This is a genomic window from Paenibacillus sp. R14(2021) (assembly GCF_019431355.1).
Lineage (GTDB): Bacteria > Bacillota > Bacilli > Paenibacillales > Paenibacillaceae > Paenibacillus_Z.
The window spans coordinates 1,293,821-1,307,107 of sequence record NZ_CP080269.1 but is presented as its reverse complement, the minus strand read 5'-3'; the positions used below and the strand labels follow the sequence as shown (position 1 = coordinate 1,307,107).

The window sequence follows — 13,287 nt, the reverse complement described above, 5'->3', positions numbered from 1 at the left end:
ATTGATTAGGAGGGGCAGAGTTTATAATGGCGCAAACCACCATGATCTTCCGCTTGGAGCTGGATCATAAGAAAGTGAGCTTCGGCGATGTAGCGGCAGCGATCAGCAAAGCGGGAGGAGACGTGACGTCGATCGACGTAATCCGTCCGGGTCACGATACCTCGACGCGGGATGTTACCGTCGATCTGCTGGACAAGAACGAAGCAAGCGTCACGGATGCGCTTCGAAGCTTGGACGGCATTAAAGTCATTAACGTCTCCGACCGCACGTTTCTCGTCCATCTCGGCGGCAAAATCACCATTCAGCCGACCTTGCCGATCAAGAACCGCGACGATTTATCAAAGGTGTACACGCCCGGCGTAGCCAAAGTGTGCAGGGCGATCGCCGATGATGTCAACAAAGCGTATTCGCTGACGATCAAACGCAACACGGTCGCCGTCGTTACGGACGGCACTGCCGTTCTCGGACTTGGCGATATCGGTCCGCACGCAGCGGCTCCGGTCATGGAAGGGAAGGCGATGCTGTTCAAGCAGCTCGCGGGAGTCGATGCTTTTCCGATCTGCCTGGATACGAAGGATACGGATGAGATTGTCCGGACGATCAAAGCGATCAGTCCGATCTTCGGCGGCATCAACTTGGAGGATATCGGTTCGCCGCGCTGCTTCGAAATTGAGAACCGGCTGGCGGCGGAGCTTGATATTCCGATTTTTCACGATGACCAGCATGGCACGGCCGTTGTGACGATCGCGGGCTTAATTAATGCGCTTAAAGTGGTGGGCAAACGGATGGAGAACATCCGCGTCGTCGTGAACGGCATCGGCGCTGCCGGAGTCTCCATCTGCAAAATGCTCCTCGGCGCCGGCGTGAAACGACTCGTTCCCATCGACCGGGACGGCGCGATCGTGCGCGGCGAAACCTACGACTATCCGATGTGGCAATGGCTTGCCGATCAGCCGCAGGTGGAAGCTAATCGGGGAACGCTGAAGGAATTGATCGCAGGCGCAGACGTGTTCATCGGCGTATCGCGGGCGCGCGTGCTGAACGAAGAAGATGTGAAGCAGATGGCACCGGGCTCGATCGTCTTCGCGATGGCCAACCCCGAGCCCGAAATCTCGCCGGAAGAGGCGCTGCCGCATGTTGCGGTATTCGCAACCGGCCGCAGCGATTACCCGAACCAGATCAACAACGTGCTCGTATTCCCGGGAATCTTCCGCGGCGCGCTGGACTGCCGGGCAAGACATATTAATGAGCCGATGAAGCTGGCTGCCGCGCGGGCTATCGCCTCGGTCGTCACCTCGGATGAACTGCACGAGCATTACATTATTCCGAGCATATTCAACGACAAGGTCGTCTCGCTCGTTCGCAAGGCCGTTATCGAAGCCGCCATTCTGACGAACACGGCACGCCGTACGCCGCCTGATTTCAGATAGGAAGCAAAGGAATTGGATACCTGCGCACGCTGTGCATACGAGCGGCTATGGTTGAAACAATATACAAGCGCAAACGATCGGCGAAGCCGATGCTCTTGCTCATCATTAGGAAAGGCCGTCACCGCTGTGCGAGAACAGCGGTGACGGCCTATTTGCATGTCGGCTTGTCCGTTAGCCCGTGGACGGGCTGTTCGGAACATGGCCTTTCTGATTGCGGTTGCGGTCCGTCGAGCCTGCAATGTCATTCTCCGCTTGGCTGTCTTTGTCCTGCATGGCTTTCATTTTCTGAGGCATCGTTTGTTTATCGCGGCGCGCCATCGTCATTCCTCCTGATACTCGAATCGGTTGCCGAGAGGTCCGTAAGTCGTCGGCTCTTCTAGATTGCCCCAAAACAGGAAGACGAACTCCGCTGGATGCAAATCTCACAAAACGGTCCCAATCGAAGAGATTATTGTCCCGATACGCCATGAAACAATCATCCCGGCGGGCTATGATGGGGGTAGCAAATGTTTCACGCGCAAGTGCAAGATCATTACGAATAGGTGGAGGACGTTATGAAAGCAACCATCGGCGTCGGCATCTTAGGCTTCGCACATGGACATGTAAACGCTTACTGTGAGGCGTGGAGCAGGACGGATATGGGGGTGAGCGTCGTTGCGGGCTGGGATCACGATATTGCGCGGCTGGAAGCAGCCCGGTCTGCTCATGGGCTAGAAGGCTACAGGGAGGCGGCTGAGCTGCTGGCTCGGCCCGATGTCCATGCCGTCGTGATCGCATCGGAGACATCGAGGCATGCCGAATTGGTGGAACTCGCCGCTTCTGCGGGCAAAGGGATTATTTTGCAGAAGCCGATTGCGCTCACGCTTGCCGAAGCGGACGCAATCGTCGCTTCCGTCGATCGGCACGGCGTTCCGTTTACGCTGGCCTGGCAGATGCGGGTCGATCCGCAAAATATCCAGATGAAGCAATGGCTGCAAAGCGGAGAGCTCGGTCAAATTTTCATGGTTCGTCGTCGTCATGGACTAGGCGCTGCGCTGCAAGCTGATTTTGCCAATACGTGGCATGTCGATCCCGCCTGCAACCGCGATATCTGGGCAGACGACGCATCGCATCCGGCGGATTTCATCCAATGGCTGCTGGGTGAGCCGGACAGCGTAACGGCGGAGCTGGCTACACTCTATAATCCGCGGATACCGAACGACAACGGCATTGCCGTCTACCGGTATGCCGAAGGGCCGATCGCCGAAATCTGCTGTTCATTCACCTGCCATGCGTCCCAGAATACGACCGAAATCATCGGCGAGCAGGGCACCATCGTGCAAAACTACGGCGATGCCCCCAGCTGCAATGCACCAAGGCCGGACGGCTCGGCAGGCTTGCGCAGATTTGATGCTGCTGCGAAAGCTTGGATCGACAGCGATATCGCATCGCCGTCCACGCATTATGAACGGATCCGAGGACTGGCAGAACCGCTCGCGGCATTTCTGCGAGGTGAGCGTGAGCCGATCGCTACGGCCGAGGAAGGCCGGACTTCGCTGCGCATGGTGCTGGCCACGTACGTTTCGTCGGCGGAAGGCCGACGCGTATCGGTTAACGACCCTGCCGTGGACGAGGTTTGAACAGAACGAATCGAACGAAGGGAGAGATTATTGTGCCGGTAAAAATCGGATTGGTCGGATTGAATGGAATCGGAAACCTGCATGCAGCTTGCTATCAGGAGGAGGAGCTTGCGGATCTGGTCGCGGTATGCGACGTCGTGAAGGAGCGGGCGGATGCCGCTGCGGAGAAATACGGGGTGAAGGCCTACTACAGCGTCAAGGACATGCTGGAGAGCGAACCGGACATCGAAGTGGTGGACATTACGACAGGCGGCATCGACAACGGAAGCTGGCATTTTGAACCGGCGATGGAAGCTGTCGGCTTCGGCAAGCATGTCCTTGTGGAGAAGCCGCTCTGCCACGATATCCGCGAAGCGCGCGAGCTTGTTGCATTCGCGGAGAAGCAGAAGGTGTATCTGGGCTGCAACCTGAACCACTATTTCACGGAGCCGGCGGCGAAAGCCAAGCAATATGTCGATAACGGCGATATCGGCGAGCTCGTCTACTGCATGGCCAAAATGGGCTTCAACGGCGGCGAAGCCAATTACGGCTTGGCGGGCAGCCCGAAAGTGAAGGGTCATCCTTATTTCCATATGAAAGCGTTCCTGACGCATCCGTTCAGCGTCATCCGCCACTTCTGCGGCGACATTACGCATATCCAAACGTTCTCCGACAAGCCCGGCTTCCGCCGCAATGCCGGTGATGTCATGGCTTCCATTAACAGCATCCATATGCGCTTCGCGAACGGCGGCGTCGGCTATCTGCTGAGCCAGCGGGGCGATACGGTGTACGGGCTCGGCGGCTGGTGGAGCCTCGAGATGGCGGGTTCAAAGGGTACATTCTGCATCGAGAACTGCGTCGAGAAAGTATCCTACTGGCGCGCGGAGAAGGGCATTCCGGCAATCAGCCGGCAGCCGGAGCCGGAAGTAACCGATTACGGCACGACGAACTTCGACCGCACGTTCAACAACCGTCTGCGCGCGTTCCTCGAGGACGTATCCGCGCGCGTACCGTTCGAGGAGCTGCGCGCCAACGGCCGCGACGCTCTGGCCGTTCTGGAGTATACGTTCGCGGTCATCGAATCGTATGAACGCGGCGGGGAGCTCGTTCGTCCGAATCCGCTGCCTCCGCTTCACGGCGATCCGCAGTTCATGCGATAGAAGCAGCAAAGCGGTGCCGCTTTCGGCATGATCGAGGCGTCCCGCTGGCTGGGAAGGGTACGAATATCTAATAACGGGAGGCTATTCATTCATGATATCCATTGGCGTCAATTCGGTCTTGTTCAAGAACTATGATTTCGCCCAAGCTGCTCGCCTGATCGCGGCCTGCGGCTATGACGGCGTTGAAATATCCGCGATTCAAGGCATGTGCGAGCACTTGGACCTCAGCCGCTGGGAATCGCAGAAGGATGAACTGCAGGCGATCGTGCGGGAGCACGGCTTGAAGTTTCTGTCCATGGAAGTCGCCTCGCTTAGCGAGGAACGCTTGATTCCGGCCTTTCGGGCGGCCGCTGCAATCGGTATTCCTATCGTAAACGTCGGGCCAGGCGGCAAATCCGGCGTTGATGAAGATCTTGACGCCTCCATCGAGAGCCTGGCGCGCATGTCTGAGCTGGCGGCAAGCCATGGCGTGACGCTGTGCGTGAAGGCGCATGTCGGCAGCGCCATCTACAACACGCCGACGACGCTTGCGGCGATGGAGCGAATCGGCTCCCCGGCGTTTGGCATCGACATGGATCCGAGCCATATTCACCGCTCCGGCGAGAACGCCGAAGAAGCGCTGCCGGCCGTCCTCAGCCGCGTGAAGCATATTCATATCCGCGACTGCAAAGGACGCGCGCAAGGCCCGGGTCCCATTCAGCTGCAGGCCTGCGGCCGAGGCGATATCGACCTGTTCGGCTACTGCACGGCCATGGTCGAAGGCGGCTATAACGGCCCCGTCGTACTTGAAGTGATCGGCGTGACGCCGGAGCATGCCGTCGAGGACGTGACGGCCGTTGCCGCCGAATCGTACGGCTATCTGAACGCCTGCCTCAAAAAACTAGGAGCGCGCTAACCGCCGCGAAGGAGGAACCGACCATGTCCGCCAAGAAACCGAACCTGATTCTGTTTGGCATTGACAGCCTGCGCCGCGACCATATGAGCGGCTACGGCTACAGCAAGATGACGACGCCGTTTATCGATAAACTCGCTTCCGAAGGCGTGCTGTTCGAGCAGCACTTCAGCCCCAGCATTCCGACGACGCCGGCTTATGCATCCATGCTTACCGGCATGGACGTGTTCGGCACGGATGTGGTCGCGCTGCGCCATCAAGGCCCGCTCGGCGCACATGTGAAGACGCTTGCCGAGGTGCTGGAAGAGAACGGCTATAACACGACCTGCGTGGGCTTTACGGGCAATCCCTCAGCCCGCGGCTTCCAAACCTACTTGAACTACGAATCGTGGCAGCCGGACCAAGAGAGCGGGAAGGCGCCGAAGGCGGAGAACCTGAACCGCGTCGCGATTCCTGAGCTGGAGCGGCTTGCGGCGGAGGATAAGCCGTTCTTCTTGTTTCTGCGTCATATGGATCCGCATTCCCCTTACCTGCCGCCGGAGCCGTTCGAGCGGATTTTCTACGGCAAGGACGAGAAGGACCCGGCGAACACGTCGATGGAGCCGGTCTACGGCTTCAAGCCGTTCGCTGATTACTTGAAATCGTGGATTCCCGAAGGCGTGACGGATCATGAATACGTATCCGCGCAGTATGACGGTTCGATCGCTTACATGGACGTATGCATGCAGTCGTTGTTCACGAAGCTGGCCGATATGGGCATTGAAGAGGAGACGCTGATCGTCATTACGTCCGATCATGGCGAGACGCTCTATGAGCATGACTGCTTCTTCGACCACCATGGTCTCTATGACTGCACCTTGGTCGTGCCGCTGATCTTGAAATTTCCGGGCCGCGTTCCAGCTGGCAAACGGATCGAGAACGTCAGCGTCATCTCCGACATTATGCCGACCGTGCTGGATCTGCTCGATATCGAAACAGGCATCGCGTATGACGGACGGAACTTGACGGCGCTCATACATGGAGATGCCAAGCCGGACAGCAGCTTAAGCGAGCTGTATATTACGGAATGTACCTGGATGCGCAAGCACGGCTGGCGGACGCCGGAGTGGAAGCTGATCTGCGCGCTGGAGCCGGATTTCCACGGCAAGCCGGAGATCGAGCTGTACAATCTCATCCGGGATCCGGGCGAGAACGTCAACGTCGCCGAGCAGGAGCCGGAGGTCGTCGCATTCCTCCAGCAGCGTATGCTTGCCTATATCGCCGAGCGCGAGAGCGAAGTGGACCGCACGAATCCGATCTACACGAACACGAATTGGCATGGGCAGAACAGGCAGTTTACCTCGTCCGAGGATGCTTACGAATCGCTTTATATCGGCTCTATCATCAATGCGCGTTCGCTTCAAGCCAAGGACAAGGCGAAGGAAGCGCAGATAGATGATGAAATAAATATAGAAAAAGAAAAAGAGACGGCAAACAATGATTAGAGTCGCGGTTGTCGGCGTTAACCATATCGGCAAAATCCACTGCCAAGCCTATAAGCGTCATCCGGCCGCTGAGCTTGCCGCCGTATGTGATCTCATGGCAGAGCGAGCGGAAGCAGCCGGTTTGCTGCACGGCGTCCCCGCTTATACGGACCTGCGTGAGCTGCTTGCAGCCGAGTCCATCGATGCCGTCGTTATCGCGACGGCCGGCGTCGAGAAGGGCAGTCATCACTTCGAGCCTGCCATGATCGCGATGGAAGCCGGCAAAGCCGTGTTCGTGGAGAAGCCGATTTCCAACAGCATCGAAGAAGCGCGGCATATGGTTGCTTACGCGAAGTCGAAGGATGTCGTGCTCGCCTGCAATTTGAACCACCGGTTCACGCCTGCGGCGCGCAAAGCGCGGGAGCTTGTCGATGCCGGCAGGCTCGGCTCGCTCCTCTTCCTCAACATGCGGCTGACGATCCGGAATCCGCAGGAGGATACGGAATGGCTGCATATGCGTGCGCTGCATCCGCACTCTATCGATGTCATGCGTTATTTTGCCGGGGATATCAGACGCGTGCAGTCGTTCATGACGAAGGCGCCGGGCCGTCAGTCCTGGTCGACGGTTTCGGTGAATATGGAGTTCGCCTCGGGCGCGGTCGGCCATCTGACCGGCAGTTACGACATGTCCATGCGGCATCCCATCGAATATTGCGAGGTTGCCGGGCATGAAGGCAGGCTCGTCGTGGATAACGTTTACGAGAGCATGACCTATTATCCACATCATTCCGATGAATTGACCGTGGTTCGCAATCCGCTATTCGGCGGCATGAAGGGCTTCGACGATACGTTCGAGCAGCGGATCGATTGTTTCATCGAAGAGCTCAGGGCGGGCGTGAAGCCCGCACATATTACCGCTTCTGGCGCAGACGCGCTTGCAGCCCAGGAAGTCATCGAGGCAGCCATACAGTCACAGCAGCACGGAGGCACTCCGGTTACAGTCCCTTCATAGGGATGCTGCAGGAGATACGGAGGAGAAACGACATGAACAACAGCTATGGCTCGGTCATTTGGTTCACGGGCTTGTCCGGCGCCGGGAAGACAACGACGGCGAGGGCCGCCGAGCAGAAGCTTCGCGAACGCGGCCGGCAGGTGGAGCTGCTGGACGGCGACGAGCTTAGAGCCATTCTAAGCAAGGGTCTGGGCTTCAGCATGGAGGACCGTTTCGAGAACGTGAGGCGGATCGCCTACGTGGCCAATCTGCTCTCGCGCAATGGAATTGACGTGCTGGTGTCGGCGATCAGCCCCTACCGCGCGATGAGGGCGTATGCGAAAGAGCAGATACCGGGCTATATCGAGGTATACGTGAAATGCCCGCTTCATGTTTGCGAAATGCGGGATGTAAAAGGGCTTTATGCTAAGGCTCGTTCCGGCGAAATCGCCCATTTCACGGGAATATCGGATCCTTACGAGGAGCCGGAGCAGCCTTCCGTAACACTGTGTACATCCAGCGCTTCGCTCGACGAGAACGTGGCGGCCCTCATGGCCTACCTGGACCAGAAGGGGGTTCGTCCGCACGGACGGCCCGGGAAGGACGTGGTCTAGGTTGAAAATCATCCTCGTCTCGCTTGACACCCTTCGGGCTTCCAGGCTGAGCAGCTACGGCTACGGCAAACGCACCAGCCCGCACATGGACGAAATCGCGCGTTCCGGCGTGCTCTTCGAGCGCGCCTATGCGGCGGATATTCCGACTGAGGTCGCGCATACGGGCGTCTTTACGGGCCGAATCGGCCTGTCCACGGGTGTCATCTCGCATGGCTCTGACCTGACGGAGCTGCCCAAATCGGTGGAATGGCTGCCGCATCTGCTGCGCTGCGCCGGCTTCACGACCGGCGCGGTCGATAATCTCTATCAGCTGAAGGAATGGTTCGCTCGCGGCTACAATTACTACATCAACAGCGTCGGCGGCAATCGCTGGATCGACGGACGTAAAGTCAACGACCTCGCCATGCCGTGGATCGAGCAGCATAAGGACGAATCGTTCTTCCTGTTCCTGCATTATTGGGACGCGCATACGCCGTATTTGCCGCCGGAAGCGTACATCCCAGAATTTTACGATTCGGCGAAGGACCCGTTCGATCCGGCAAATGCCAGTATGGAGCCCGCTTACAATCACTCGGCGTATCCGTTCTTCAAGCATCATCATTATGACTTGGTGGGCAAAGTGACGGACACGGATTATTACGACGCGCTGTATGACGCGGAGATTCGTTATTTGGACGACTGCTTGAAGGAACTGGACGATCATTTAGCGAAGCTAGGTATCCAAGAGGAAACGATGCTGGTTCTGTTCGGCGATCACGGCGAAAGCTTAACGGAGCATGACATCTATTGGGACCACTGCGGCTTATATGAGCCGACCGTCCATGTGCCGATTATTATGCGCTGGCCGGGAAGGATTCCCGCCGGGCGCAGGGTGCCGGGACTCGTGCAGCAGGCCGATCTGCTGCCAACGCTGCTGGAGGCCGTGCGGCGGGAGGCTCCGATGGGCATCGCAGGCGGACAACTGGCAGAGCCGCAGGGCCTTGACGGCCGAAGCCTGTGGCCAGTCATTGAAGGGGACGACAATGGGACGCACGATATGATTTACTTGAGCGAATGCGCTTGGCAGGCCGCCCGCGGTATACGCAGCGACCGTTACAAATTCATTCGAACTTACGATTCCGGTCCGTTTACGAGGCCGCCGCGGGAGCTGTATGATTTGTGGAACGACCCGGCGGAGACGGATAATTTGGCCGAGAGGGAGCCCGCGCTCGCGGATGCAATGGAGCGGCAGCTGAACGATTACGTGTCGGCAAAGCTCGTAGACCGGCCCGATCCCATGCAGGAACAGCTGGAGCTGCGCGGGTTGCCGTTCCGCAGACGGATCGAGCAAATTTTATCCGCTGTCGGTCTGACATGGGAAGGGTGGAGGCGTAACCCGGACCGGAACGTATTCGATCAGGCAACTGCGAAGGAACAGCATGGCGTGAAGTAAGACCAGCTGCATGCGGTATGGAGAGAATGGCACAGGGGTGGTCGTCCATGAAAGAAGATATTTTGAGCAGTAACCGGTTTATGAAGGTCGAATTCCCGTTCTGGATTACGCGGACCGTGCAGGGCGACGTCAGCGAGCATGGCCATGAATTCGTCGAGCTCGTCTATGTCGTACGCGGCAGGGGTCTGCATCTCTTCCGGGGTTCCCGTTACGAAGTGCAGGCGGGCGATGTGTTCATCATTAACCCCGGGGAAACGCATGCTTACGAAGCGCTGAGGGGCGAGCAGATGGAAATCGTCAACTGCTTGTTCATGCCTTCCTTCATTCCCGACGCGCTGCTAACGGAGCTTGAAATTACGAATTCCATGGATTATTTCTACGTCCATCCCTTCCTGACGCATGAGATCCGTTTCAACCATCACCTCAATTTGCATGGCCAGGATGCGGCGCAGGTGCTTGCGCTTCTGGAGAATATGATTCGCGAGATCAATGCCCGCTCTATCGGCCATACGACGCTGATCCGGCTGCAGCTGATCGAGCTGCTCGTTCTGCTCTCCCGCTTCTACACGCTGATGCAGCAGCATCGGTCGCATCCTTCGCCCAGGCAGCTGGATCGGGAAATGACCGCCAAACGGATCTACGGGTACTTGGAGCGGAATTACGAGAAGAAGATTACGCTGCAATCATTGTCGATGCTGTTTAATGCCAGCATGCGGCAGCTGAACCGGCTTATGCGGGAGGAATACAGTTGCAGCGTCTTCGACGCGCTGCATCAGGTCAGGATCGAGCGCGCCAAGCATTTGCTGCTGGAAACGGACGAGAAGGTCATCGTCGTGGCGACGATGGTCGGTTATGAGGATCAATCCTTCTTCAATCGGCTATTCGTCCGCCATGTCGGCTGCTCGCCGAGCCGGTTCCGATCAACAGGGTGAAGGGAGAAGAGCGGTATTGACCGAACGAAAGCCTAATATTCTGCTCATTACAGCAGATCAGCTTCGCTACGATTGCATTGGCAGCAGCGGCGTATACCCGGTGCAGACGCCCCATCTCGACCGGCTCGCAGCCGAGAGCATCGTATTCGCTGAGGCGTATTCCCACATCCCAGTATGCAGTCCGGCTCGGCAGTCGATGCTGCATGGACGACGTCCAGAGTCGTTCGGGGCGCTGTGGAACTACAATGCGTTCCTTCCGGTAGGGTACTTGCAGCCGGAGCAGTATACATGGACAGCGCAGCTTGCCGAGAATGGCTATACATCCGCCTTCCTTGGAAAATGGGGCGTGAATCCCGTACATGATCCAACGTCGTTCGGCTATGCTTACTATATCAGTGAAAGCGACTATGAAGCCTTCCGGAAGAGCCGCTATCCGAATGTGACCTATATGAACGGCTATTTCGGCGAACGAAGTCCGGTACCGCTCGAGGATGCACAGACGCACTGGTTCGCGGAGCGGGCGATCGAAACGATGCATGCACTGAATGAAGGCGGCGAACCGTGGCATATGGCGCTGCATTTTTCCGATCCGCACCTGCCTTGCCGGCCTTCCGGCAGGTTTGCCGATTTGTATGCCCCGGGAGACATTCCGGAATGGGCCGGCTTCCGCGAAAGCTTCGCGAATAAGCCGCATATTCAGCGGCAGCAGCTGCTCAGCTGGGGCATCGAGCATTACGAATGGGCGGATTGGGCGCCGGTCGCTGCCCGATATTATGGAATGATCAGCCAGCTGGACGAGGCCGTCGGCAGCGTGCTTGACGCGCTCCGGCAGCTGAAATCGGCAGCGCATACGGTCGTTATATTCACGGCCGATCACGGCGATATGTGCGGCTCCCACCGAATGATGGATAAGCATTACGTTCTGTACGACGATGTCGTGCATGTGCCGTTCATGATTCGACAGCCCGGCGGCAGGGGAACGGGGGCTGCATCGTCCCGATTCGTATATAATTTGCTGGACTTGGGCCCTACCCTATTGGAACTGGCGGGGCTGCCCAGTGATGCTAGCCGATTCCATGGATCCTCGCTCGTGCCGCTGCTTGAGAATGCTGAACCCTTGGAGTGGAGAGATTCCGTCGTTGCCACCTATAACGGCCAGCAGTTCGGCTTGTTTACGCAGCGCATGCTGCGGACCGATGCTTGGAAATACGTTTGGAATTTGACCGATCTGGATGAGCTGTACGATCTACGGCAAGATCCGGCTGAGCTTGTGAATTTGATCGGGAATGGCGCGCATACCGAGCTGCTGGCCGATCTGCGGAAACGATTGTACGATCAGCTTCGGGCGGATGGAGATCCGGCAGTCGATAACGAATGGACAAGACGCCAATTGCTGGGCGGCGCGATAGCTGATCGGCGCGCGTGACGACTCGGCGAAGCGTGAAGTATGGACCCCCCCTAGCATGGACATCGGAAAAAATGATTCCAATGTCCATGCTAAGGGGTGTTTTTTATGGAGATTCGGCCGCAGCGAAAGCTGAAAGAAGCTGCCTCCGGCACTCCGCCAGAAACAGCTTCTTATCGTAGGGGGGCATTTGATTGTCTACTTATACGGGACCTAATCAGTGGGAAACGGCTTGAAACACTCTAATTATAAATAGCCGCGCTTATATTGTACAGGAATGCTGAGCGGCTCATGCCGAAGCGTAACGGCTGCATGGGCAGCCCAATATGGATCGCGCAGCAACCCTCGGGCAATTGCGATGAAATCTGCATCCTCACTGCCGATGACTGATTCTGCAAGTGCCGGATCATCCAGCATACCCACTGCAATGACGGGTAAATGTACCGCCTCGCGGATTTTGCGCGCGAACGGTACTTGATAGCCCGGGTAGTTGCCCGGCTTTCTTTCTCCAGCTGGCCCTTCACCGCCTGAACTGACATGGAACGCATCCACGCCTGCAGCTTGATAAGCTTTGGACAGTTCGATGGCATGGTCAATATCGTATCCGCCATCGGCATACTCAACAGCGGAGATGCGGAAGATTAGCGGCATGTCTGCAGGCATTTCTTTTTTGACCGCTTGAATGACTTCTACGCCAAAACGGGCAAGATCCTGACCATATACATCATCTCGTTTATTGGTAAGCGGGGATTGGAATTGATGGATCAAATATCCATGGGCACCATGAAGCTCGATTGTATCTACGCCAGCTGTTACGGCACGACGGGCTGCATCGGCGAATTGTTGGATGACGTTTTGCACCTCGCCGGTCGTCAGCGCGCGCGGCATTTTGTAATTGGCTCCCGGAAATTTGATCTCGGACGGGGCAACGGGGATAGCCGCGTCTTCCGCTTTACGTCCCGCATGCGCAATTTGAATCCCGATTTTACCGTTATGTGCGTGCACGCCGTCAATAATTTTGGCAAATGCAGGAATTTGCTCATCCGACCATAAACCTAGGTCGAAATCCGTAATTCGGCCGTCGGGATCAATATCGGTCATTTCCATGATGATGAGTCCAGTTCCGCCTACTGCGCGGCTGAGGTAGTGAATGTAATGCCATTCATTCGGTATGCCATCCTTAGCCGTAACGGAATACTGGCACATTGGCGCCATGACGATGCGATTATTAAGGTGCAAACCTTTCAGGTCGTACGAAGAAAATAGCTTTTGACGCATTTTTAACCTCCGAATATCGTTTAAACGACTGGTTCCTTGCCATTATGACGGGTTTGTTTTTCATGTACGCCTATATTATTAATGGTAATGAA

Annotated in this window: 12 protein-coding genes; 10 read left to right on the top strand and 2 right to left on the bottom strand. The window is 57.0% G+C overall.

Going from position 1 to position 13,287, the window contains the following annotated elements; translation table 11 throughout:
- Positions 1-26: 26 nt before the first annotated feature.
- On the top strand, positions 27-1,430 hold the full coding sequence (locus KXU80_RS06335) for an NAD-dependent malic enzyme (protein ID WP_258171289.1): 1,404 nt from the start codon (positions 27-29) through the stop codon (positions 1,428-1,430).
- Between the two features lie 171 nt (positions 1,431-1,601).
- On the opposite strand, the gene KXU80_RS06330 is transcribed toward KXU80_RS06335, so the two are convergent.
- Positions 1,602-1,748, bottom strand: a complete 147-nt coding sequence (locus KXU80_RS06330; RefSeq protein WP_219837396.1) for a hypothetical protein — start codon at positions 1,746-1,748, stop codon at positions 1,602-1,604.
- Positions 1,749-1,984: 236 nt separating this feature from the next.
- On the opposite strand from KXU80_RS06330, the gene KXU80_RS06325 reads away from it, so the two are divergent.
- The 9 genes from KXU80_RS06325 to KXU80_RS06285 all read left to right on the top strand — a co-directional run bounded on the left by KXU80_RS06325 (position 1,985) and on the right by KXU80_RS06285 (position 11,938).
- Positions 1,985-3,049: a Gfo/Idh/MocA family protein gene (locus KXU80_RS06325; protein ID WP_219837395.1), complete on the top strand. Its 1,065-nt coding sequence runs from the start codon at positions 1,985-1,987 to the stop codon at positions 3,047-3,049.
- Between the two features lie 32 nt (positions 3,050-3,081).
- Entirely contained in the window at positions 3,082-4,188 is a 1,107-nt protein-coding gene (locus tag KXU80_RS06320) for a Gfo/Idh/MocA family protein (protein WP_219837394.1), read from the top strand.
- 91 nt (positions 4,189-4,279) lie between these two features.
- Positions 4,280-5,083, top strand: coding sequence for a sugar phosphate isomerase/epimerase family protein (locus tag KXU80_RS06315; protein WP_219837393.1), 804 nt, complete (start codon positions 4,280-4,282; stop codon positions 5,081-5,083).
- A 23-nt stretch (positions 5,084-5,106) separates the two neighbouring features.
- Entirely contained in the window at positions 5,107-6,564 is a 1,458-nt protein-coding gene (locus KXU80_RS06310; protein WP_219837392.1) for a sulfatase family protein, read from the top strand.
- Positions 6,557-7,555 (top strand): Gfo/Idh/MocA family protein, encoded by a 999-nt coding sequence (locus tag KXU80_RS06305; protein ID WP_219837391.1) that lies wholly within the window; start codon positions 6,557-6,559, stop codon positions 7,553-7,555. The genes KXU80_RS06310 and KXU80_RS06305 overlap by 8 nt, the downstream gene beginning before the upstream one ends.
- 32 nt (positions 7,556-7,587) lie before the next feature.
- The gene (cysC, locus tag KXU80_RS06300; RefSeq protein ID WP_219837390.1) at positions 7,588-8,148 is read left to right on the top strand and encodes an adenylyl-sulfate kinase; all 561 of its coding nucleotides are present in this window, start codon (positions 7,588-7,590) and stop codon (positions 8,146-8,148) included.
- Between the two features lies 1 nt (position 8,149).
- A complete protein-coding gene (locus KXU80_RS06295) occupies positions 8,150-9,580 on the top strand; it encodes a sulfatase family protein (RefSeq protein ID WP_219837389.1) in 1,431 nt (476 codons plus the stop codon).
- A gap of 47 nt (positions 9,581-9,627) precedes the next feature.
- The gene (locus KXU80_RS06290) at positions 9,628-10,512 is read left to right on the top strand and encodes an AraC family transcriptional regulator (RefSeq protein WP_219837388.1); all 885 of its coding nucleotides are present in this window, start codon (positions 9,628-9,630) and stop codon (positions 10,510-10,512) included.
- A 16-nt stretch (positions 10,513-10,528) separates the two neighbouring features.
- Positions 10,529-11,938 carry a sulfatase family protein gene (locus tag KXU80_RS06285; protein WP_219837387.1) on the top strand — a complete coding sequence of 470 codons (1,410 nt, stop codon included), beginning with the start codon at positions 10,529-10,531 and terminating at the stop codon, positions 11,936-11,938.
- 225 nt (positions 11,939-12,163) lie between these two features.
- Here KXU80_RS06285 and KXU80_RS06280 read toward each other — a convergent pair whose 3' ends face one another.
- On the bottom strand, positions 12,164-13,195 hold the full coding sequence (locus tag KXU80_RS06280; protein WP_219837386.1) for an NADH:flavin oxidoreductase/NADH oxidase: 1,032 nt from the start codon (positions 13,193-13,195) through the stop codon (positions 12,164-12,166).
- Positions 13,196-13,287 lie beyond the last annotated feature (92 nt).

Coding starts and splice junctions, on each gene's coding strand:
- KXU80_RS06335 (WP_258171289.1), top strand. CDS start 27: ATGGCGCAAACCACCATGATCTTCCGCTTGGAGCTGGATCATAAGAAA.
- KXU80_RS06305 (WP_219837391.1), top strand. CDS start 6,557: ATGATTAGAGTCGCGGTTGTCGGCGTTAACCATATCGGCAAAATCCAC.
- KXU80_RS06330 (WP_219837396.1), bottom strand. CDS start 1,748: ATGGCGCGCCGCGATAAACAAACGATGCCTCAGAAAATGAAAGCCATG.
- KXU80_RS06290 (WP_219837388.1), top strand. CDS start 9,628: ATGAAAGAAGATATTTTGAGCAGTAACCGGTTTATGAAGGTCGAATTC.
- cysC (WP_219837390.1), top strand. CDS start 7,588: ATGAACAACAGCTATGGCTCGGTCATTTGGTTCACGGGCTTGTCCGGC.
- KXU80_RS06315 (WP_219837393.1), top strand. CDS start 4,280: ATGATATCCATTGGCGTCAATTCGGTCTTGTTCAAGAACTATGATTTC.
- KXU80_RS06325 (WP_219837395.1), top strand. CDS start 1,985: ATGAAAGCAACCATCGGCGTCGGCATCTTAGGCTTCGCACATGGACAT.
- KXU80_RS06280 (WP_219837386.1), bottom strand. CDS start 13,195: ATGCGTCAAAAGCTATTTTCTTCGTACGACCTGAAAGGTTTGCACCTT.
- KXU80_RS06310 (WP_219837392.1), top strand. CDS start 5,107: ATGTCCGCCAAGAAACCGAACCTGATTCTGTTTGGCATTGACAGCCTG.